This is a genomic window from Shewanella decolorationis S12, assembly GCF_000485795.1.
Taxonomy (GTDB): Bacteria; Pseudomonadota; Gammaproteobacteria; order Enterobacterales; family Shewanellaceae; genus Shewanella; species Shewanella decolorationis.
The window spans coordinates 72,664-93,709 of sequence record NZ_AXZL01000066.1 but is presented as its reverse complement, the minus strand read 5'-3'; the positions used below and the strand labels follow the sequence as shown (position 1 = coordinate 93,709).

Annotated in this window: 19 protein-coding genes; 3 read left to right on the top strand and 16 right to left on the bottom strand. The window is 45.3% G+C overall.

Annotated elements, in window-relative coordinates; translation table 11 throughout:
• Positions 1 to 102: 102 nt before the first annotated feature.
• Positions 103 to 1,572, top strand: coding sequence for a peptide MFS transporter (locus tag SHD_RS10880; protein WP_023267157.1), 1,470 nt, complete (start codon positions 103 to 105; stop codon positions 1,570 to 1,572).
• 194 nt (positions 1,573 to 1,766) lie between these two features.
• On the opposite strand, the gene SHD_RS10875 is transcribed toward SHD_RS10880, so the two are convergent.
• Entirely contained in the window at positions 1,767 to 2,870 is a 1,104-nt protein-coding gene (locus SHD_RS10875; RefSeq protein ID WP_023267156.1) for a response regulator, read from the bottom strand.
• Between the two features lie 116 nt (positions 2,871 to 2,986).
• Positions 2,987 to 3,772 (bottom strand): MlaA family lipoprotein, encoded by a 786-nt coding sequence (locus tag SHD_RS10870; protein ID WP_023267155.1) that lies wholly within the window; start codon positions 3,770 to 3,772, stop codon positions 2,987 to 2,989.
• A 225-nt stretch (positions 3,773 to 3,997) separates the two neighbouring features.
• Here SHD_RS10870 and SHD_RS10865 point away from each other — a divergent pair, with 225 nt between their 5' ends.
• Positions 3,998 to 5,989 carry a flagellar hook-length control protein FliK gene (locus SHD_RS10865; RefSeq protein WP_023267154.1) on the top strand — a complete coding sequence of 664 codons (1,992 nt, stop codon included), beginning with the start codon at positions 3,998 to 4,000 and terminating at the stop codon, positions 5,987 to 5,989.
• 16 nt (positions 5,990 to 6,005) lie between these two features.
• Positions 6,006 to 6,314, top strand: coding sequence for an EscU/YscU/HrcU family type III secretion system export apparatus switch protein (locus SHD_RS10860; protein ID WP_023267153.1), 309 nt, complete (start codon positions 6,006 to 6,008; stop codon positions 6,312 to 6,314).
• 258 nt (positions 6,315 to 6,572) lie between these two features.
• On the opposite strand, the gene SHD_RS10855 is transcribed toward SHD_RS10860, so the two are convergent.
• The 14 genes from SHD_RS10855 to flhB all read right to left on the bottom strand — a co-directional run bounded on the left by SHD_RS10855 (position 6,573) and on the right by flhB (position 21,044).
• Positions 6,573 to 6,971: a DUF2802 domain-containing protein gene (locus SHD_RS10855; RefSeq protein WP_023267152.1), complete on the bottom strand. Its 399-nt coding sequence runs from the start codon at positions 6,969 to 6,971 to the stop codon at positions 6,573 to 6,575.
• A 132-nt stretch (positions 6,972 to 7,103) separates the two neighbouring features.
• Positions 7,104 to 7,598: a chemotaxis protein CheW gene (locus SHD_RS10850; RefSeq protein WP_023267151.1), complete on the bottom strand. Its 495-nt coding sequence runs from the start codon at positions 7,596 to 7,598 to the stop codon at positions 7,104 to 7,106.
• A 7-nt stretch (positions 7,599 to 7,605) separates the two neighbouring features.
• Entirely contained in the window at positions 7,606 to 8,580 is a 975-nt protein-coding gene (locus SHD_RS10845; RefSeq protein WP_023267150.1) for a chemotaxis protein CheW, read from the bottom strand.
• Positions 8,564 to 9,355 carry a ParA family protein gene (locus SHD_RS10840; protein ID WP_023267149.1) on the bottom strand — a complete coding sequence of 264 codons (792 nt, stop codon included), beginning with the start codon at positions 9,353 to 9,355 and terminating at the stop codon, positions 8,564 to 8,566. The genes SHD_RS10845 and SHD_RS10840 overlap by 17 nt, the downstream gene beginning before the upstream one ends.
• A gap of 64 nt (positions 9,356 to 9,419) precedes the next feature.
• On the bottom strand, positions 9,420 to 9,905 hold the full coding sequence (locus SHD_RS10835) for a hypothetical protein (protein WP_023267148.1): 486 nt from the start codon (positions 9,903 to 9,905) through the stop codon (positions 9,420 to 9,422).
• Between the two features lie 37 nt (positions 9,906 to 9,942).
• On the bottom strand, positions 9,943 to 11,076 hold the full coding sequence (locus tag SHD_RS10830) for a protein-glutamate methylesterase/protein-glutamine glutaminase (protein ID WP_023267147.1): 1,134 nt from the start codon (positions 11,074 to 11,076) through the stop codon (positions 9,943 to 9,945).
• A 20-nt stretch (positions 11,077 to 11,096) separates the two neighbouring features.
• Positions 11,097 to 13,373, bottom strand: a complete 2,277-nt coding sequence (locus tag SHD_RS10825) for a chemotaxis protein CheA (RefSeq protein WP_023267146.1) — start codon at positions 13,371 to 13,373, stop codon at positions 11,097 to 11,099.
• Positions 13,374 to 13,388: 15 nt separating this feature from the next.
• Positions 13,389 to 14,126 (bottom strand): protein phosphatase CheZ, encoded by a 738-nt coding sequence (locus tag SHD_RS10820; protein WP_023267145.1) that lies wholly within the window; start codon positions 14,124 to 14,126, stop codon positions 13,389 to 13,391.
• A gap of 13 nt (positions 14,127 to 14,139) precedes the next feature.
• Positions 14,140 to 14,523, bottom strand: coding sequence for a chemotaxis response regulator CheY (gene cheY / locus SHD_RS10815; RefSeq protein ID WP_007649667.1), 384 nt, complete (start codon positions 14,521 to 14,523; stop codon positions 14,140 to 14,142).
• 47 nt (positions 14,524 to 14,570) lie between these two features.
• Positions 14,571 to 15,284 (bottom strand): RNA polymerase sigma factor FliA, encoded by a 714-nt coding sequence (locus SHD_RS10810; RefSeq protein WP_023267144.1) that lies wholly within the window; start codon positions 15,282 to 15,284, stop codon positions 14,571 to 14,573.
• Positions 15,277 to 16,158, bottom strand: a complete 882-nt coding sequence (locus SHD_RS10805) for a MinD/ParA family protein (RefSeq protein WP_011622085.1) — start codon at positions 16,156 to 16,158, stop codon at positions 15,277 to 15,279. Before SHD_RS10805 ends, SHD_RS10810 begins: the two co-directional genes overlap by 8 nt.
• Positions 16,159 to 16,162: 4 nt before the next feature.
• On the bottom strand, positions 16,163 to 17,539 hold the full coding sequence (flhF, locus tag SHD_RS10800; RefSeq protein WP_023267143.1) for a flagellar biosynthesis protein FlhF: 1,377 nt from the start codon (positions 17,537 to 17,539) through the stop codon (positions 16,163 to 16,165).
• A gap of 11 nt (positions 17,540 to 17,550) precedes the next feature.
• The gene (gene flhA, locus SHD_RS10795) at positions 17,551 to 19,650 is read right to left on the bottom strand and encodes a flagellar biosynthesis protein FlhA (protein ID WP_023267142.1); all 2,100 of its coding nucleotides are present in this window, start codon (positions 19,648 to 19,650) and stop codon (positions 17,551 to 17,553) included.
• A 263-nt stretch (positions 19,651 to 19,913) separates the two neighbouring features.
• Entirely contained in the window at positions 19,914 to 21,044 is a 1,131-nt protein-coding gene (gene flhB, locus SHD_RS10790; RefSeq protein ID WP_023267141.1) for a flagellar biosynthesis protein FlhB, read from the bottom strand.
• Positions 21,045 to 21,046: the final 2 nt, after the last annotated feature.

The window sequence follows — 21,046 nt, the reverse complement described above, 5'->3', positions numbered from 1 at the left end:
ATTGACTGTTGAGAAATGAGAAGAGCAACAACTATTTTCTGTAGTGACATCATCCTGCTTCAGGGGCGCTACAGGCAATCACGAGCTTAAGGTGGAAACTTCATGAGCGTAGCAAAACCACAAGGGACAATGCTTGGCCATCCCAAAGGTCTGTTCCTTCTGTTTACAACAGAACTCTGGGAACGTTTTAGTTATTATGCAATGCGTGCCATTTTGGTGCTGTATTTGGTGGATAAAGTACAAAGCGAAGGTGGACACGGTTTAGGTTGGACGCAAGCCGATGCCATTTCGTTATACGGGACCTTCACTGGACTTGTTTACTTGACACCATTACTTGGTGGTTGGTTAGCCGACACCTTTCTGGGCCAACGTCGCGCCATTATGATTGGCGGTACTTTAATGGCGGCTGGTCAATTTATTTTAGGTACGCCCCATGCTTGGGTGCCTGGTATGGAAACTGAAGTTTTCTATGTTGGCTTAGGCACGTTAATCTTAGGTAATGGCCTGTTCAAACCGAATATTTCTACCATGGTGGGCGACCTGTACGAAGAAGGAGACCACCGCCGTGACGGTGCATTCACCATTTTCTACATGGGGATCAACGTTGGTGCTTTCCTCTCTGGTATTATCGTAGGTTCTGTGGTTGCCGCTTATGATGGCAATTTCCAAGCCGGCTTTATCTGTGCCGGTATTGGTATGATCCTGTCATTGATCATCCAACTTGTGTTTGCGCAAAAGTTACTCGGTGATATAGGTAGAACTCCCGCAGCTAAGCTTGAAAAGCAAAAAGCGGCAGAAAAAGGTGAAGTTCGTAAAGAGCCACTCACTAAAGTTGAACGTGACCGCATTAAAGTCATCATGGTAATGGGCCTATTTACCATCATTTTCTGGGCTGGCTTTGAGCAAGCTGGCGGCCTGATGAACCTGTTCACTAACGACTTTACCGACCGTATGATCGGCACTTGGGAAGTTCCAACCACTTGGTTCCAATCATTAAACGCGATGTTTATCGTGATTTTTGCCCCTGTTGTAGCCTCAATTTGGGTACGTTTAGGTAAGAATGAACCTAATTCGCCTGTTAAGTTTGCTTTGGGCTTAGTGCTGTTAGCCGTTGGCTTCTTATTTATGATCGGCGCCGTTGTTGAGATGGGTGGTGATGCCTCCGCAAAATCAAGCATGTGGTGGTTAGTGGGTGCTTATTTCTTCCATACCATGGGTGAACTGTGCTTATCACCTATTGGTTTATCTATGGTCACTAAGTTAGCTCCACTTCGTATCGCTTCGTTAATGATGGGTTCTTGGTTCCTATTTGTGGCCGCAGCAAACAAAATTGGTGGTGTGGTGGGTTCCTTTATTGGTCATGGCGGTGAAAAAGAAGAACAGCTTGCCAATGCAATGGCTATTTTCTCGGGTATTGCCATTACCGCGGCACTTTCTGGCGTGATCTTATACTTTATGGCTGATAAGTTAGTCGATTGGATGCATGGAGCAGAAAGTAAGCATCACAATGAAGCTGAAGCGCTAGAAGATGAAATCGCTGTCACTGCTGAGCACGAAGCAATTAAGCGTTAATCTCTGATCTGTATAATAAAAAACGCTGCACCTGGCAGCGTTTTTTATTTATTAACTTGTAATACTAATCGTATTAAATATCTGATCATTCAGCGGGAGTAAAACGGGCTTTAGACAAGGCGAAGGCTTGAAGGCATAGTGGCGCTCTGTCGAAAGCCTTAAGCCTTCCATGCCACTTAACCCTCCCCCCAAAATTACAAACTGAGTTGCAAAAAACCACCAGCGGGTAAATGGGGATCGTAAACTAGGCCTTTGAATTGATTATCTAATAATTGCTGTTTATGTGCTGATTCATTGGTGGCGATACACAGTTGCTCGTGAGGTAATATCGTGCGGAACTGAATACTCGGTTTCCCCCAATCTAACATTCCCAACTGTAAGCTCTCTGGGAGTGCCAGTGGGCTTAAACCTTCATCATTGCGTAAATAGCACCTTAGCCCCTTCCCTGCTTGTGCTATCGCGGCTCGATACCGAGTTAACTCTATCGCGACGTAAACAATATCAACGGTAATATCTAGACCAGACTTAGCTAAGCGCTCATTCAAGTAACTCAACATATTGAATGGCTCGATGATGGTTTTACTCTGGCCACTTCGAAAACTCTTCAGTTTTTGATTCACAAAACTACGCAGCAATACACAGGCAAATGCCGCGCGATTATCCTCAGGATAGAGATGAGCCATGTACATGATGAGGTAATCACTGCCCACCATGGTGGAGTCAATAAAATAGCTGCTGATATCACTACTTTTAAACAAGCTGTAATCGACTTTTGCGGCGGGATAGCTGATGTTAGATGCGGGAAAAAGCTGTTGTTGAACTTGCTTTGCCGCTTCTACACTTTGCTCGAGAAGTGACAAATTATCGTTCAGTTCTTGATGAGACAAGGCATCAAAATCTGCCTGCGTTACATCATCAAGTTGGCTTCGTTGTAAACCTTGCTGAATTGACTGCTCAATGATGAATAGATCAGATACGGGCTTGACCAAATAATCACATGCACCGATTCGCAGCGCTTCAACCACATCGGCCATCACATTATTACCTGAGATGACAATAGAAGGGACCAATGGGTCTAGTTTATTCATTTCTTTGAGCATATCCAAACCGCCAAGTTTGGGCATGCTCAAATCCGCTAAGATAATATCAAATCGCTGTTGCTTAAAATTAGTGAGTCCTTGCTCACCATCACAGGCCTGCACGACTTCAGCACCACGGCCGATAAGGAAGGTGGCAACGATTTGTCTAAAGACGGGATCATCTTCAACCCACAGAATAGAAACACCATTTAACGCCATAAAGATTCCTGCGTAACATTTACTGCAACTTCATTCAATCATGACATAGGAAGAATCTTAAATATGGCAATAACTTGGCTACACATTAACGCTAGCAGCCAAGTTAGCTCATAAGCTTACTCTAGTTCCTGCATGTATTGATCGAGCAACTCATCATCTTCTTGTTTTTGAGGAACATTACCATCATAGACCTTATAGTCCATGTGTTGTAAGTACGCATCCTTCACGAAGGTATATGGATCGAGCGCATTATCAACTAACCTTTCTTGGTCAATCGCAGATGCTCTCGCATGGAGACTCTTCAAACCCCATTTAACAACGGACTGCCATATCGTCAGCTCTGATAGTGGGAAGTATAGACCATCAACCCAATCTGATGCGAGTTCACGAACCACATAGGGACCGGCAAAAGGCGCCATGAAGTAAGGGCCATTAGGTACACCGTAATAGCCTAATACTTCGTTAAACTCATCCTGTTTACGCGGCATCCCCATCATATCTGCCACGTCAAAGACACCCAGCAACCCTATAGTACTATTGATGGTAAAACGACCGCCGGCATTCGCTGCCCATCCCCACTTACCTTGCAGCAGATTGTTGACCGCGCTACTAGGCTCTTCCAAATTCTGAACAAAGTTATTCACCCCCATTTTGGCAGGAAGTGGAATATAGTCGTTATAACCATGTGCAACGGGACGATACAGGTATCTATCTAGAAATAGATAGTTAAAGTCCCACATAGCACGGTTAAATCCTTCAAAGGGATCTCTTGGATCTTCGTAAGTAATTTTTACATTTGAAGCCGTATCCTTTGGAGTGGTCTCAGGTACAGCAGTCTCTGCACCATAGACCTTGGGCAGTAAGGCACATCCTAAAAGAACCCCTATCCATTTCAACTTCATATTACTCTCTTAAATAAATGTACTGCCGAGTTAACGAGTTTTCGTTAAAGTGACGACTAACAAGTGACGATAAAGGATTAGTACTCTAAGTCTTATACTCAGTATGACAGAGAAAATACCATCCAATCGCCTTGCATAAAGCGCATTAGCTTACTTAGCAAAATCGTTTGGTCAATTGTTAATTTTTAAATAACGTACCGTAAGATATTCTAGCAAGGGTCTAATATGGAGCCGATTCCACTCAGTCAAATGACTAATGCATCACTAATCACTGCGGGAGCGCAAAGTGATGTGCCAAGTGCTAACTTTCGGCCAATCCCTGCTGAAGTACAGTTATCCCCCGAAGGCGACAGTATTATTCTAAACGGTACAGAATATAATTTAAAGCTGGTTAATGCACTTCAACGCCAGGTTTTACTCAACGCGAGTCAATTACTTGTCAACCAAATCCCTGCGCAGACTACTGAATCAAGCTCAGTTAGTCAGACCAATCAACTCCTTGCATTAGGTACAACTGTCAATCTTAAGCTGCCTGATGCAATTATTTTGCTCGCGCAGCAAAACGGCATTCAACAATCAAAGCTCTACGCCTTTGCAGCTCGCCCACAAGGCTACCCGCTTCCAAACGTTATCGTTAATGAGAACACATTCCAGTTCGCTAACGGTGCAATTGTGCAGCAAGATCCTGGCACAAGGCTTAACGCCGGAGAATATCAGGCAAAAATCGCGCTTTCTCAAGGGAAACCTATTTTAGTGTTGACCCCAATACTGAGCAAACTTGAAATACAAATCGGCGCGCCAATAAATGAAACTCAGCTTCCCACTTTTGATAAACAATCTACCCATATTGTGATGAGCAAAATGGAGCCAGTGCAGATTATTACCCAGTTTCTGCGCAAGCTAGAGGGGCTGGTATCTCAATCGGATGCCTCAGCAAGTACTGCAACAACTAAACGTGAAGCGATACCCGAAACAAAGACTCAAATAGTAGGGAACGCTACAGACGTCCCTTTGTTCAAAAATAAGCAGGCCAATAATACTGCTAGTCTATCGCTTAGTACTGAACCTAAGCTGACTACAGGTCAGCAAAATTTGGAGCAAAGTAATAAATTTCAAAATCTTGAGTCCAAAGTAGCTGGCTCTCAACTCAAGGAAAATCTCAATGAACGCGCCGCTATAGAGGCCAAGAATGCAACAAACATAGCTAATGCTTTGTTAACTCAAAATAACAAATCTGATTCAACGGACCCACAAGCAAAAGTATCAAGTTTACTAAATGGATTATCGACAAAAGAATTCGCTAGTGACGCGACTCTCCAGAACCTTAAAACGCAGCCACCAGTAGACATTTCAAATACTCGCAAGCTACATACTGAAGAAAATACAATGATTAATCAGGTGCTTCAAAAAGCCTTTACTAAGGCTGGCGCGCTACCTATTGACCAGATGCTTGTGCGTAGCAACGCAAATTTAGCGGCTGAGCTATTAAAATTGTTACCCCATTTAAGCCCATCCCCTTTAGGTCAATTGAGCGACCCAAGTGAACTAAAGACTCAAATTCTTGGATTAGCCACGTTAAACCTTGCGACACCGCAACTAAACCAAGCTTCTACGCTATTCAACGCTGGTGTAATTACCTCACTATTTCAATTGTTATTGGGATTTCGAGCGAATAATAGCAACAACAGTATGAGCGCAAAGTTGGCTGATTATTTAGAACAGCTCCAAGCCAAAATCGGATTGTCCAGTCATCAACTTAATCAATTTAGTAAAGCGGGTGGCTTAGAAAGTATGGGGCAACTCGCCTCAAGCTTACAGCTTTACCAACAAGCTAGTAGTGAGAATAACGGCAACCTTGTATGGTTTTTTGCCCTTCCCTATGGGATTAATCAACGCCATGAACAATTAGAGGGTAAATTCGAGCGTGAAGCCGACAACGATGAACAACAAAAACATAAGGGCTGGCATTTACAATTGAAATTTAATCTCGCCCAAGGCCCCTTGTTGATCGCTGCACGGTTTCATCAACAGGTTTTAGATATCCAGTTTAAAGGGGATAATCAGCAGCTACTTAGTCGTGTCGATAACTTTTTAGCCCCACTTGGACAAAAACTATCCCAGCTAGGTTTTACACCAGGTGAACTATCGACACAATTGGCGCCCATTCCTGCTACCTTACTCCCTGGTGATCATTTTCTTGTGAAAACCAGAGCATAATTAACGAGGTCTATCTATGGCAGAAGAATGTAAAACCCAACAAGCAGTAGCCTTAAGCTATGACGGGAAACATGCTCCAAAAGTAGTCGCATCGGGTGAAGGGCTCATAGCAGATGAAATTATCGCCCTCGCCAAAGCCTCAGGGGTATATATTCACCAAGATCCCCATCTCAGCAATTTTTTACGACTATTGGAACTGGGTGAAGAAATACCCAAAGAACTTTATCTGCTGATCGCAGAACTCATTGCATTTGTCTATATGTTAGATGGCAAGTTCCCAGAGCAGTGGAATAACATGCATAAGAAGATTGTCGATAAGGCTTAAAACAGAGCAGGCTTAACGAGAGATGCTAAAATGCTTAGCTGCATGAGCGCTTCGCAACTAGAAAAACACAGCATCGCTCAATAACTGCTCCAGCAATGTTATTAACAAGCGGCTACTCCCCACCTAGTCTGACCAACATGGATGGTGGAAATGTCAGATTTGGTATTGAACAAAATTGACCTGCAGTCGTTTGCTCCTTGTCGATTCCAGCACCTCGCAGTGGCGCTCTAGAGACCGAAGGCCGCCATAGATGAGCCATTATTTTCGGTGTAAACGGATCAATAACTCAGCTTCGGCTTTTGGGAGCTCACACTCTTTGATTAACTCATCCACCCCAGCACCAAGAGCAACCATCTTCATCGCACGAGTGTAAAGTTTAGCTTGAGGGTCTTGTTGAGTAGACTCTTCAATACGCTCAGATTGCTGATGTAAGCGCTTTTCAAGCTCGATTACACGTCGCCCCATCCCAATTGTGCCACTGCGGAGCTCCTGCATTTCTCGCTTAAAGCTTTCACGCTGACGGTCACCTTCCTTCACTAAAACTGTCAAGGCCTCAACTTTACTGCGCAACTTACCTAATTGTTTTTGGAGGTAAAGGACTAATCCCAAACACGCAATTACATAAACCAAAGCTGCGATTATAAATTCATCGCCCATTCATAATCCCTACACATCTCGAAAGGCTAAATCCGCAAAGCTTAATAATGCTCAAAGCTTAAGAACGACTCGATACTCAATTTTATAGACAATAAAAAGCGGCAGAATTTACTGCCGCCGACAAATTCAAGCTTAGAGTTGATTTAACTCAGCCCATTCTTCATCTGATAACAGTTTGTCTAAGTCAACTAAGATCAATAGCTCGTTGTCGCGGTTACTGACGCCTTGGATAAACTTGGCACTTTCTTCAGTTCCGACATTTGGTGCGTTATCGATCTCTGAGCGGCGCAAATAAACCACTTCGGCAACACTATCAACCAAGATGCCAATAACTTGTTTTTCTGCCTCGATGATCACAATACGAGTTGAGTCATCCACTTCGGCAGACTGTAAACCAAAACGAGAGCGAGTATCGATAACCGTAACCACATTACCGCGTAAGTTAATAATCCCTAATACGTAATGTGGCGCGCCAGGCACTGGAGCGATTTCGGTGTAACGTAGCACTTCTTGCACTTGCATTACATTGATACCATAAGTTTCGTTGTCTAACTTAAAGGTAACCCATTGCAATACAGCATCATCTTTACTTGCAGCCACGGCTGCGACATTTCTTGAATCTTTCATGTTTACCTCAACCAATGGAGTCCTGACAGCCTAAACCCGCATCAAGCATTTCAACTAAGGCTTGAACGTGCAAAATGCCACACATTTGTTCTTTCACCACACCAGCTAACCAAGGACGTTTCCCCGCTTTGCTGCGCCAATTTACTTGCGATTTGTTAATCTTTACGGCATTAAGCAGGGACTCACAAGCTAATCCCCAATTACTGCCTTCTAATAATACAAGATATTGATAATTTACCGATTGCGCCAGTTTATCAGTGTATTTTTCTGGCATAACCCACGCACAAGTATCAACAAGATTTAACTGCTCTTCTCTGTGGGTTTGTACTCCCAAGAACCATGAAGGGCGGCCAATGATATGGTTAATCCTTTCAACCTTAACAATTCCACCAAGGCTAACCAAGGGAACTGCTAATGTTAAACCTGCTACTTTAAAGAATAGTACTTGAAATTCATCATCGAGCACTTCTTGCAAATCTTTTGTCACACTCGGAGGTGCAAAACCAACCTGCGTCTCTGGCGTTATCGAGTTAGACTCAATTTGTTCAGGTTCAACCACACTAGATTCAACAGTTTCCTCAGGTTTTGACACCATCGGTGTTACTGGTTTAACGGGTGTTGATACAACCTCCGCGGGTTTCTCCTCTGTAACATTGGCCGTTTTCAGCACAGGCGCAAGTAATTTTTCTAACGCCTGTTTATTCACCAGAGGGGGCGCACTCTCAGCGGTCGCCATAATCGTAGGCTTTGACTTAGCCAATTGGACTTCTGGCGTAGCAGTGTTTTTGACTTGTGTCTTAGACTGTTCATGATCGGCCAAAATGGCATCATTAAGTAGCTGAGCTTCAGTCTTTGTCTTCAGTGCTAAAGATGTCGAAACGCCCTCTTGAGGTTTAACTTGGGAAGCAACAAGAGCACTATCCTCTTCGTGCAACAGTAACTCAAAAAAATCAAAAACAGTTTCATCAACCGATTTTGACATGACCAAACTCCCCAACTAGAAGAAAATCTAATAATCTTTCGTAAGCTTTTACACCACGACACCCACTTGCATAATGCGAAGCAGGTAAATGTGCCAAACTTGCATCTCTAAATTTAGTATCAACAGGGATGACATCTCGCCAAAGGCTGTCACCATATTGTTCATTCAAAAGCTGTAGCGCGGCAGGAGAAGCTTTCGTGCGTTTATCATACATCGTTGGCACGACTGTATAACTGTAACGAGTTTTCTTCGACCTCCCCATAATCTCCATCGTCTTCACCATGCGCTCTAAACCTTTGATGGCGAGAAACTCAGTTTGCACAGGAATAACAATATGCTGGCTTGCCGCGAGCGCATTTACCATGAGTACCCCCAACACGGGTGGACAATCCACTATGGCTACATCATATTCATCTGCCACAAGCGCAAGTAAATTACGCAACACTAGCCCCATCCCCTCTTGATGACCCAATGCTCGGTCAAGCGTTGCAAGCGCCATAGTGGCGGGCAGTAAATCTAGGCCATCCACTAAGGTTGGTACGATATGTGACTGAACCAACTCTTTAGTTAAGTTTTTATGTGCGATGAAAACATCAAAGAGCGACCCTGGAACTTCTTCCGAATCAATACCAAGATAATAACCAAGCGAGGCGTGTGGATCGGTATCTATCATAAGTACACGTTTGCCCCGCTTAGCAAGTGCACCTGCTAAGCTAGCTACAGACGTGGTTTTACCCACCCCACCTTTTTGATTCGCAATGGTCCAGACCTTCAAAGCACTGACCTCTTTAATGTTAAAGCTTGGCGATTAGCTAGGCTTACTTAGAGTAACATCTGTGTTACTCACCTTCTCTTGTCGTCACTCGAATCCCACCATTGGGTAAACTAATGACTTTGACCCCATCAGCATTCTCAGAAATTACCACAGGAGCATTATCCAGAGGCGGCACGCTTTCCCTTGAAACAGATGGTGCCGTCTCTGAACGCAATGCATCAGGTACAGAATCCATTTGGGCTTGCGCTTTGGCATTACCATTTGAAGCTCTATCAAGCAGAGATGGTACCTCTGCTGAAGAGGACGCCGCTTGAGGCCCAAGTGTTACCGCTGTCTGCACTCCAGGCTCGGCCATTTTAAGCATTGCTTTAGTCTGCTCAGGATGCGAAGCAAGCCAATCGGCAATGGCTTGAGCCTGTTCATCAGGCACCATCAGCATGATTTGAGTTGACTCTAAACGCTTAACATCTGAACGCAGCTTTAAAATTTTTCTATGGTAATCAAAACTTAACGCACCAAGACACACTATAGCAATCGACATTAATACCATTATAAGCACAACATTCGTGCTTAAGTGTGAATTGGGACTAGCCACGTACCGACTCTTTTAATATTGACTCAGCCATGTGTTCCAATGAAATTGACTGAGTGGCAATTCCTGCACTAGCTACCGCTTGTGGCATACCATAAACTACACAGCTCGCTTCATCCTGCGCCCAAATGGTTGCACCAGCGGCTTTAAGCATTCGAGCACCTTCTCGACCGTCAGCTCCCATTCCTGTCAAAACCACAGCAAGCACATCACCACCAAACGCTTTTGAAGCAGAAGCAAATGTAATATCAACACATGGCTTGTAGTTCATTTCGGCACTGCCCGCGAGCACTTTAATGCGCCCCGTCACTCCGGTTCGCTCAACCATCATTTGCATACCGCCTGGCGCTAAATAGGCGCAACCTGGACGCAAAATATCACCATTTGCCGCTTCTTTTACCTCGATTTTACACAAACCATTGAGTCGATTTGCAAACGCTGGGGTAAACGCCGCGGGCATATGCTGAATCAGCAAAATAGGATGCGGATAATTTGCAGGGAATTGAGTCAGGATTTTTTGTAATGCAACAGGCCCACCTGTAGAAGTACCAATTAACAACAACTTGTATTGCTTACCACTGGCACGAATGGATGATACTGGTGAAGAACGAACTGGCGCCGAAACGTTTGGCGCTGACGTCCCAACACTCCCAAGCACAGCGCCCGAACTTGACCGTGGCGTAACGGGTGTCACGGGCGTAACACTAGGGCGTACAATTGGACGAAAAATCCTACGGCGACCTAAAGCTTTCACTCTTTGTTGCAAGAGCAAAATTGCTTCATCTTTATTGGTCGCAATATCTTCAAAACGCTTAGGTAAAAAATCCAAAGCGCCCGCATCCAACGCATCCAAGGTTGCTTTTGCACCATCGTGAGTTAACGATGAAAACATCAAAATGGGAGTCGGACACTTTGCCATAATCTCGCGCACAGCTGAAATACCATCCATGACTGGCATTTCGATGTCCATGGTAATCACTTGGGGGTTAAGCTCAGCAGCCATCTTCACCGCTTCGGCCCCATTAGAGGCCGTCGCGATCACTTCCAGTTCAGGATCTTGATTGACTATTTCACTAACACGTCGTCTAAAAAAACTTGAGTCATCAACGACTAATACTTTAATGGCCATTCCATTCCTTAGCTTGGAAACTAACTTTTATTTTTCGCATAATGCTTTAGTAATCCTGGGACATCCAAAATTAAAGCTATACCGCCATCGGATGTAATCGTTGCCCCTGCCATACCTGGCGTACCATGTAATAAAGCACCAAGCGGTTTAATGACCACTTCTTCTTGGCCAATCAGCGCATCTACAACAAAACCAATCTGCATAATGCCTAACTGCACAATCACTACATGGCCGTGTTTTTTATCTCCATGCTTAAAGTTGGTCTTATTTCGATGCAACCAATGCTCTAGATAGAAAAGTGGTACCGCCTTGTTGCGGACAATCACAGTCAGTTGTCCATCGACAATATTGGTCTTGGTGAGGTCGAGATGGAAAATTTCATTAACACTAGACAAAGGCAGAGCAAAAACTTGTTTAGCCACATCGACCATAAGTGTTGGCATAATTGCCAAGGTTAATGGCACTTTAATCTCAAGTATGGTGCCCTTACCTTTCATGGAGTCGATATGGACTGTACCGTTCAGCTGGGTAATACGGGTTTTAACTACGTCCATCCCCACGCCACGACCCGAAATATCTGATATTTCGACCTTGGTTGAGAATCCAGGAGCAAAGATCAGATTATAGGCTTCGTTATCGGTCATTCGAGCTGCGGAGTCTTCATCTAAAACGCCACGCTTGATTGCTATTTGTTTTAACTTTTCAGGGTCCATCCCTGCGCCATCGTCTTCGATTTTAAGCAGAATATGGTCACCTTCTTGGCTAGCAGAAAGTGTAATTACACCTGTTCTCGGTTTTCCACACGCCTCACGGTCACTAGGCATTTCAATACCATGGTCGACAGAGTTACGCACTAAGTGGACTAATGGATCTGCAAGCGCTTCAACAAGGTTTTTGTCTAAGTCAGTTTCTTCCCCGACCAATACTAAATCGATCTCTTTGTTGAGAGTACGGGCTAAGTCACGTACCACACGGGGAAAACGGCCAAAGACTTTCTTAATAGGCTGCATGCGGGTTTTCATCACTGCGCCTTGTAAGTCCGCAGTAACTAAATCCAAATTCGCAAGCGCTTTAGACATTTCTTCGTCATCACGACTTATGCCTAAGCTTACCAAGCGGTTACGCACCAATACTAACTCACCCACCATGTTCATGATCTGGTCAAGTCTTGCGGTGTCAACCCGAACGGTTGTTTCACCTTGAGGCACATTAGCAGAAGCTGCTGGCGCCACTTTGGCAGGTACTTTTTCAGCAACTGCAACCTCAGTTTTTACTGTTGCCGCTGCAGGCGTTGCTGTTGGCTTAGATGTAGGCGCCGTAGCATTAACCTTAGGTGTGACAGGCGTAACTGGTGTAGGAGCAGTTTGAACTGTTTTCGCAGGCTCAGTTTTGGTGATTGGTTTAGCAGGAGCACCGCCTTTTCCATGCAATTCATCCAGTAACCGTTCGAACTCATCCTCTGTGATTTCATCAGAATCGACTGGAGCAGGAGGTGGAGTCACGGCTTCAGCCTTAGGTTTTACTGGCGCAGCCGCTTCAACTTTACCACTAAATTTGCCAGAGCCATGAAGTTCATCAAGCAGAGCCTCGAACTCATCGTCAGTAATATCATCACTGGCACTGGCAGGTTGTGCTTGAGGTTTAATACTTGCTGAAACCGCTGGAGTCGCTTCAACTTTTGGAGACGTTACGCCGGGGCCTTTCCCTGAACCATGCAAGGCATCTAATAAAGCTTCAAACTCAGCTTCGTCAATTTCATCAATACTAGAGCTGGTTGAAGCGCCATTTTCAGCAGGCATTTCCTCAACAACAGCAACCTCGACAACAGGTTCAATGATCGGTTCTGGTTCTGGTTCAGGCTCTGGCTCAACTTCTGCACTAACTTGCCCCATTTCTGAAGGTAATGGCTCACCAGAACTGAGCATTTTCAATTTCGCAAGTAAGGCAGGATCGGCAGGTTCTTGTTGCTCCCCTTGCTGGGTTTGAGCAAACATCGTATTTATCGCATCAACGGCTTGAAGAATGATGTCCATTAACTCAGCGGTGACGCTACGCTTACCTGTGCGTAATAAATCGAATGTATTTTCTGCCTCATGGCAGACATCAACCATGGGAGTCAGACTAAGGAACCCTGCGCCGCCTTTTACGGTGTGAAACCCCCTAAAAATGGCATTTAGCAAGTCAGTATCATCAGGATTATTTTCAAGGGCGACAAGCTGCTCTTGAAGCAACTCTAATATTTCCCCCGCCTCAATTAAAAAGTCCTGGAGTATCTCTTCATCTACATCAAAGGCCATCAAATTGACTCCCAGTTAGAAACCCAGACTCGATAGCAGATCATCCACCTCGTCTTGACCCGTTACGACATCTTGACGAAGTTCGGCATTCATTATCGGCCCTTCAGCTTCAATATTATTTTTCTGAGTAATCTGACTCTCAATTATTGGCTGCTCACCAAACACCGTCAGCATAGACACCAGATTACTTTCAACTTCCATCACTAGATCGATTACCCGACGGATCATTTGTCCTGTCAGGTCTTGAAAATCCTGCGCCATCAATATTTGGTTGAGCAATTCACGTAATCGGTTTGAATCCAGTTCACTACGCGACATCAAATGCTGAACATTGTGACAAAGCACTTTAAAATCACCGAGTGCAATTTCACGACGCATTAACTTATCCCAAGATGGCATCACTTGCTGGATATTCGCGGTTAATGCATTCGCTAACGGCAAGCATTCTTCAACTGCATCCATCGTTTTATTTGCAGCTTGCTCCGTCATGTCAATGACATAACTCAGCCTTTCCTTAGCATCGGGTATTTCAGTATTAGCTAACTCAATCAAACGATTATCGATTTGGAAATCCATTAATGCGCTGTGTAGTTGCCGAGTCAGTTTTCCGACTTCGTCAAAGAGCTCTCTTTGGAGTGGAGCAGCGAGTTCCCTAAATAAATCATCCGCTTGAGTTTGTTCATTAGCGTTCAATAATTCAACTAAACGCTGCGCTTGCTCGAGCGTGATGAGCCCTGATGTTTGTGACTTCATAGCTCATCCCTGCTTAAGCGAGTCGTTCGAATATTTTATCTAACTTCTCTTTTAAAGTTGCTGCAGTAAAAGGTTTAACGACGTAGCCATTCACTCCTGCTTGCGCAGCAGCGATAATTTGTTCACGTTTTGCTTCAGCGGTCACCATAAGCACAGGTAAATGCTTAAGGGAGTCATCTGCTCTAATTGCTTTGAGCAAATCAATCCCCTGCATTCCAGGCATGTTCCAGTCTGTGACGACAAAATCAAAATCCCCTTTTTGCAACATTGGCAAGGCGGTTGAGCCATCGTCCGCTTCTTGGGTGTTGTTAAAGCCCAAGTCTCGCAACAAGTTCTTGATGATCCGTCTCATTGTCGAAAAGTCATCAACGATGAGAATCTTCATATTCTTGTCCAAGGTTTCCTCCGGTGAGCTGACATTCAGTGCTCAATTAATGATTATACTTATGTCCAATGCTTGAGTTTGCCTTTGAGTCGCAACATTGCCTGACTTAGAATCTGGCTAACACGCGATTCGCTTACCTCAAGAATGGCGCCAATTTCTTTTAAATTCAATGCTTCATCGTAGTACAACGATAGCACTAGCGCATCTCTTTCGGGCAATAATTTTATTGCCTCTACAAGTGCAGAATGAAACTGGGTCTCTGCCAACACTTCAAACGTACCATCACTAACATTATCGCTTGTAGTAAGTATATCCTGTGATACGCCTAAGTCCTCTATCCCTATGATTTTACCAACAGAAACATCGTTAAGAATATGATGGTACTCATCTAGCGTCATATCAAGTTTTTCTGCAATTTCTGTGTCGCGTGCATCACGACCCAGCACTTGCTCTAACTCATCAATGGCATGAGCAATTCGACGATTATTACGGTGGACAGAACGAGGAACCCAATCGCCACGACGGATTTCATCCAACATGGCACCACGGATCCTTATGCCGGCGAAGGTTTCAAACTTTGCACCTTTACCGCCATCAAACTTAGATGATGCTTCTAATAACCCCATCATCCCCGCTTGAAGCAAGTCATCGAGCTGCACTGAAGCAGGTAATCTGGCGAGCAAGTGATGTGCAATTCTTTTAACCAACGGTGCATACTGTTCAACGATTGACGTTTTATTGTCTAAACAAGTATACGCTGCGGCTTTATTCACTCGTTTTTTCCTCTTGAAAATCTGGTCGCTGAACTAATCGCTCAACGAAAAACTCCAAATGCCCACCAGGTTGCTGGGGTACTGGCCAGCTCATAATTTTATTCGCTAGACCATGGTAAGCAATCGCTGCAGGAGATTTAGGATAAGCCTCAACAACAAGCTTTTGCTTACGTACCGATTTACGCAGATTCTCGTCAAACGGTATCGTTGCCACTAATTCAAGTGCCACGTCTAAAAATCTGTCGGTCACTTTACTGAGTTTAGCAAACAATTCCATACCTTCGCGCAAACTACGCACCATATTTGCAACAATTTTAAAGCGGAAGACGCCGTGTTCACGGCTGAGGATTTTGATTAACGCATAGGCGTCAGTGATTGAGGTTGGCTCGTCACAAACAACAACTAGCACATCCTGTGACGCACGGGAGAAACTGAGCACCATATCTGAAATCCCCGCCGCGGTATCGACGATAAGAATATCAAACTGGGTACGCATCTCACTGAAAGCACGAATTAACCCCGCATGTTGCGCAGGACTTAATTCGACCATACCTTGAGTACCAGAGGTTGCGGGGACAATGCCAATACCTTTAGGACCGCGGACAATAATGTCGTCCAGCTCAGCATCGCCTGAGAGTACATGGGAAAGGTTACGTTCAGCACGGATCCCTAACATGACATCGACGTTTGCTAAGCCAAGGTCGGCATCAAGCACTAAGACACGCTTGCCCTTTTCGGCTAATGCTACTGCGGTATTGATGGACACGCTGGTTTTACCCACGCCACCTTTACCACCCGTAACCGCGATTACTTTCACTTTTTCGTTATAGGGTTGATTCATCATACGTAAACCACTTGCTTGATCCAGGGTCATAACTCTACTCAAATGCACAGGTCATATTATCTGACCACGCTGTGTCTGGTAACGATTGTTGTTCAGTGTTTTCTAAGGCCGCTAACGCTTGCTCTGCGAGCAATAAAGTATCGGCGACTTTCATATCTTCGGGCACTCGCTGCCCATCCGTAACATAACTTAATGGCAACCCACTTTGGATCAACACACTTAATGCGCCCGCTAACGACACGGATTCATCAAGTTTGGTGAGTACAACACCAGATAAGGGAATGCGTTTAAAGTGATTTACAGCATCTTGCAGCACGCGGCGCTGTCCTGTGGCAGACAGTACCAGATAACTGCGGATAGGTATTCTGCTATTTGCAGTTAAATTATCAAGTTGCTGGTAAAGACGCATATCTCGTTGGCCCATACCAGCAGTATCTATCAATACTAGCTTGCGATTTCTGAACTGATACAGAATTTGCTCTAGCTCAGCAAGATCATGGGCTTGCTTAACGGGGCATCCCATAATTTTGCCATAAGTCGCCAATTGCTCATACGCGCCAATACGATAATGATCCGTAGTAATCAAAGCCACTTGGTCCGCACCATGATGGGCAGCAAAGCGAGCCGCTAATTTGGCTAAAGATGTGGTCTTCCCCACACCCGTTGGGCCAACCAGCGCCACAACACCGCCTTGCTTAACGATATCATCACCTTGATTATCAAGCATATTGGCTAGACTTTGTGGCAAGGCACGAACTAATTCTGCCGGAGTATAGTGTTGGCTGAGCGCGGCTAGCTTGTTCGCGACCGCAGGAGAAAACTCAGCCTCCAATAATTTTGACTCCAGCATGGCGCCCACAGGATCGATACGTTTTTTGTGTTCAGTCATCAGCGCAGACACTTGATGGGTGAGCAGATTGCGTAAAGATGCTAACTCATCACGCATCGCTTCGAGATCCGCATTTTGCTTCTGTGATACCTGCGGCTTCTTATCGAAAGCATTTCCCATATCACGGCGCTCAGTTTTTTGCGCCGCGGGAGCCTGTAATGCTTGTGCCCACGCAGGCAGCTCCGCGTCTTGCTTTTGATGGGTGAGTTGTTGGTTTAAACGACTTTGTTGCTTCTCGAGCAAAGCTTGGAGAGAGTCCGCTGGTGCTGACGGTTTCAGCTTAGTTTCAGCACGAATCGGCGCTTTGGCACCAAGTGACACTAAATCATCACTCACATCCATAAAGGTAGGTGCTGCTGCAGGCGCTTTCGCTTTTGGCTCGTCGTAGTCAACGGCGGCCACAATCTCAATGCCGCCATTTACTTTCTTATTCGACATAATCACGGCATCGGAGCCGAGCGTGTCCTTCACTTGGGCCAGTGCAGCACGCATGTCTTTGGCAAAAAAACGTTTAATCTTCACTTATGCGTCCTCTACTGGCCGACGGCAGACACTATGCGTATTTGCTTTTCATCGGGGATTTCTTGATAAGAAATCACTCTGAGATTTGGAATAGTATATTTAACAAAGCGAGACAGTGTCGCACGTAACATACCTGACGTTAGCAATATAGCGGGTTGACCAACCATTTCTTGCTTTTGAGCGGCATCCGCTAAGGATTGCTGCATGCGCTCTGCAAGGCCTGGTTCGATATTGGGGCCATCGCCACCGGTTGCTTGCATTGATTGATGCAACATCTGTTCCAACTCTGGCGCCAAAGTTATGACGGGGATTTCAAGTTCAGGACCGGAGATCTCTTGAACTATCATGCGCTTCAATGCAATACGCACCGCCGCCGTTAACACTTCTGTATCGTTACTCTTAGTGCCGTATTCTAACAAAGTTTGCACTATGGTACGCAAGTCTCTGACAGAAACTCCTTCATTTAATAGGTTTTGCATCACTTTTACGACATTTCCGAGCGGCATCACATCCGGAATAAAGCCATCCACCAACTTAGGCGAATGCTTGGCAAGCATATCCATCAGTTGTTGCACTTCTTCGTAGCCTAAGAGTTTCGCCGCATTATTCGTCAATATTTGGCTGATATGGGTTGCCACCACTGTCGCGGCATCCACCACGGTATAACCTAAGGTTTGTGCATGTTCACGCAGCTCAGGGGCAATCCACACGGCTTCGAGACCAAAGGCAGGATCACGAGTCTCGATACCATCGAGCTTGCCATAAACTTGGCCTGGGTTGATGGCTAGCTCGCAGTCATGGCGAATATCCGCCTCACCGACTACCACGCCCATTAATGAAATGCGATAGGCATTGGGTGATAAATCGAGATTGTCACGAATATGTACCGCAGGCACCAAGAAGCCCAGTTCTTGCGAAAGTTTTTTACGTACCCCTTTGATCCGACTTAGTAATTCCCCACCTTGGCCCTTATCGACCAATGGGATTAAACGGTATCCCACTTCCAGACCGATAGTATCAACATGGTGTACATCGTCCCAACTGAGTTCTTTTGGCTCTCTCTCCAGTTTTTCAGTTGGACCCGTTTTAACCTGTTCGAGGGCTTTAGTGCGTTTAGCTTCATTACGTTTATACACAAAGTATGCGGCTCCGCCAGTGATTGCTGCGAAACCCAAAAACGCCATATGCGGCATGCCTGGAACTATGCCCATCACGAATAATACGCCCGCAGCGATGCTCAGAGACTTATGACTGTCAAACATCTGACTAATTAGCATCTGCCCCATATCGCCAGATTCATTTTGACGAGTCACCATCAACGCCGCGGCGATTGACAGTAATAAACCAGGGATTTGCGCGACGAGACCGTCACCGATGGTTAACAGAGTATAAATTTCAACGGCTTGAGAGAATGTCAAACCATGCTGCACAATCCCGATAATAAACCCACCGAGAATGTTGATAACCAAGATCATAATACCGGCAATCGCATCGCCCTTCACAAACTTAGACGCACCGTCCATTGCGCCATAGAAATCGGCTTCGCGGGTCACCTCGGCGCGTCTAGTTCTGGCTTGATCCTGATTAATAATGCCAGCATTTAAATCGGCATCGATGGCCATTTGCTTACCGGGCATCGCATCTAAGGTAAAGCGAGCACTCACCTCGGCAATACGGCCAGCACCTTTAGTGACAACGGCAAAGTTGATAATAATCAAAATGATAAATACGACTAGACCGACAGCATAGTTACCGCCAATCACCACGGAGCCGAAGGCCTCAATCACCTTACCCGCGGCGTCACCACCATTGTGACCTTCGAGTAATACCACACGGGTCGAGGCCACGTTAAGCGCGAGTCGCAGCAGTGTCGCAACTAATAAAACAGTTGGAAAAGCAGCAAAATCTAAGGGTCTGTCGGTATAAATCGCGACAAGAAGAACAATCAAAGCCAAGGCAATGTTAAAGGAGAACAAAACGTCGAGTAGAAACGGCGGGATAGGCAGCACAATCATAGCCAATGCAGCAAGCACTAGCATTGGCGTACCTATCCCCTTGAAAGAGCTCAGTCTCAACTGTTTTACTTGGCCTAGGGTGGCTTTAACATCCATTCACAGATACCTAAACTTTGACGTATAACAGCCTAAAAGCAAGAAATACGCCAACATCATGTGTTATACAACCAAGTAACAGATTAAAGAAATTGCCTTAAGAAATATCGACACAGCTTATCAGGGTTCACTGTTGTTTCGAGATTACATTTTTGTTTGTTCTGGCAAGTTGGTGCACGCTAAACGTAAAATAATGCCTCGTTATTCCCCTCAGCGAGGAGCTGCAGTTGTGGCGGCCAAAATTTACTTAAACGTCAACCGCCCTAATATTTAAGTTCGTCAGGAATAGGTTGATTAAGTGGAATGGGTATAGGTTTACGGCCACGCCCTTTTTGATACTGACGTAACTGGAATACATAAGCGAGTACTTGAGCGACCGCGGTAAATAAACCTTCGGGGATCTGCTGATCAAGCTTAGTGGTGTGATAAATCGCTCGAGCCAGCGGCGGCGCTGAAACGATGGCAATATTGTGCGCCCTTGCCACCTCACGGATTTTAAATGCAACATCATCAACACCTTTAGCGATAACAAAAGGCGCAGCAGAACGCTTTACATCGTATTTAATGGCCACGGCATAGTGCTCAGGGTTTACCACAATCACATCCGCATTAGGGACTTCAGCCATCATACGCCGCTGCGCTAACTCACGCTGCATTTGCCGAACTCGCCCTTTAACCTCAGGTTTACCTTCGGTATCTTTATACTCGTCTTTGACTTCCTGCTTAGTCATTTTCAGCTGTTTGTTGTGGTTCCAGATCTGAAACGGCACATCGATAACCACTATGACTAAGACGGAGGAGCAAAGCAGAATGAACATCCACACCAATAAATCCAGCGCATGATGGACGTTACCGGGGAGATGATCGGCAGACAGGAGCAGAATATCGTTGAAATAATGACTGAGTAGCAAATAAGCGGCAATTGCTACCACAGAGAACTTAGCAATCCCTTTGGTTAGTTCAACCAAAGCCTGCACACCAAACATCCGCTTAAACCCCGCAATCGGGCTCATCTTACTGGCTTTGGGCATCATGGCTTGAGTGGAGAAGTTCATCCCGCCAAGGGATACGTTACCGATAAATGCCACCACCACAATCAGTAACATAATCTTGAGTAACGGCCAGCCAATCTCGCTCCCCACGACGCCCCATACATTAAACATCTGGTTTGTATCAAAAATTGCCGCGCGGTCCATAGTAAATACGCGCTCGAATACGTTGGATAGGGCTTTCGCTATTCCAGGTCCGAGCATATATAAGCCAGTCGCCGCCGAGAGTAATACGGTCGCGGTACCTAACTCCTTTGAACGGGCTACCTGCCCTTTTTCTCGCGCCTGTTCGAGGCGCCTCCCGGTGGGTTCCTCGCTGCGTTCGCCGCTACTTTCTTCAGCCATTA

Coding starts and splice junctions, on each gene's coding strand:
- SHD_RS10825 (WP_023267146.1), bottom strand. CDS start 13,373: ATGGCCTTTGATGTAGATGAAGAGATACTCCAGGACTTTTTAATTGAG.
- flhA (WP_023267142.1), bottom strand. CDS start 19,650: ATGGATGTTAAAGCCACCCTAGGCCAAGTAAAACAGTTGAGACTGAGC.
- SHD_RS10880 (WP_023267157.1), top strand. CDS start 103: ATGAGCGTAGCAAAACCACAAGGGACAATGCTTGGCCATCCCAAAGGT.
- SHD_RS10865 (WP_023267154.1), top strand. CDS start 3,998: ATGGAGCCGATTCCACTCAGTCAAATGACTAATGCATCACTAATCACT.
- SHD_RS10875 (WP_023267156.1), bottom strand. CDS start 2,870: ATGGCGTTAAATGGTGTTTCTATTCTGTGGGTTGAAGATGATCCCGTC.
- flhB (WP_023267141.1), bottom strand. CDS start 21,044: ATGGCTGAAGAAAGTAGCGGCGAACGCAGCGAGGAACCCACCGGGAGG.
- SHD_RS10855 (WP_023267152.1), bottom strand. CDS start 6,971: ATGGGCGATGAATTTATAATCGCAGCTTTGGTTTATGTAATTGCGTGT.
- SHD_RS10805 (WP_011622085.1), bottom strand. CDS start 16,158: ATGACCCTGGATCAAGCAAGTGGTTTACGTATGATGAATCAACCCTAT.
- SHD_RS10845 (WP_023267150.1), bottom strand. CDS start 8,580: ATGTCAAAATCGGTTGATGAAACTGTTTTTGATTTTTTTGAGTTACTG.
- SHD_RS10850 (WP_023267151.1), bottom strand. CDS start 7,598: ATGAAAGATTCAAGAAATGTCGCAGCCGTGGCTGCAAGTAAAGATGAT.
- SHD_RS10860 (WP_023267153.1), top strand. CDS start 6,006: ATGGCAGAAGAATGTAAAACCCAACAAGCAGTAGCCTTAAGCTATGAC.
- SHD_RS10820 (WP_023267145.1), bottom strand. CDS start 14,126: ATGAAGTCACAAACATCAGGGCTCATCACGCTCGAGCAAGCGCAGCGT.
- SHD_RS10830 (WP_023267147.1), bottom strand. CDS start 11,076: ATGGCCATTAAAGTATTAGTCGTTGATGACTCAAGTTTTTTTAGACGA.
- SHD_RS10835 (WP_023267148.1), bottom strand. CDS start 9,905: ATGGTATTAATGTCGATTGCTATAGTGTGTCTTGGTGCGTTAAGTTTT.
- SHD_RS10870 (WP_023267155.1), bottom strand. CDS start 3,772: ATGAAGTTGAAATGGATAGGGGTTCTTTTAGGATGTGCCTTACTGCCC.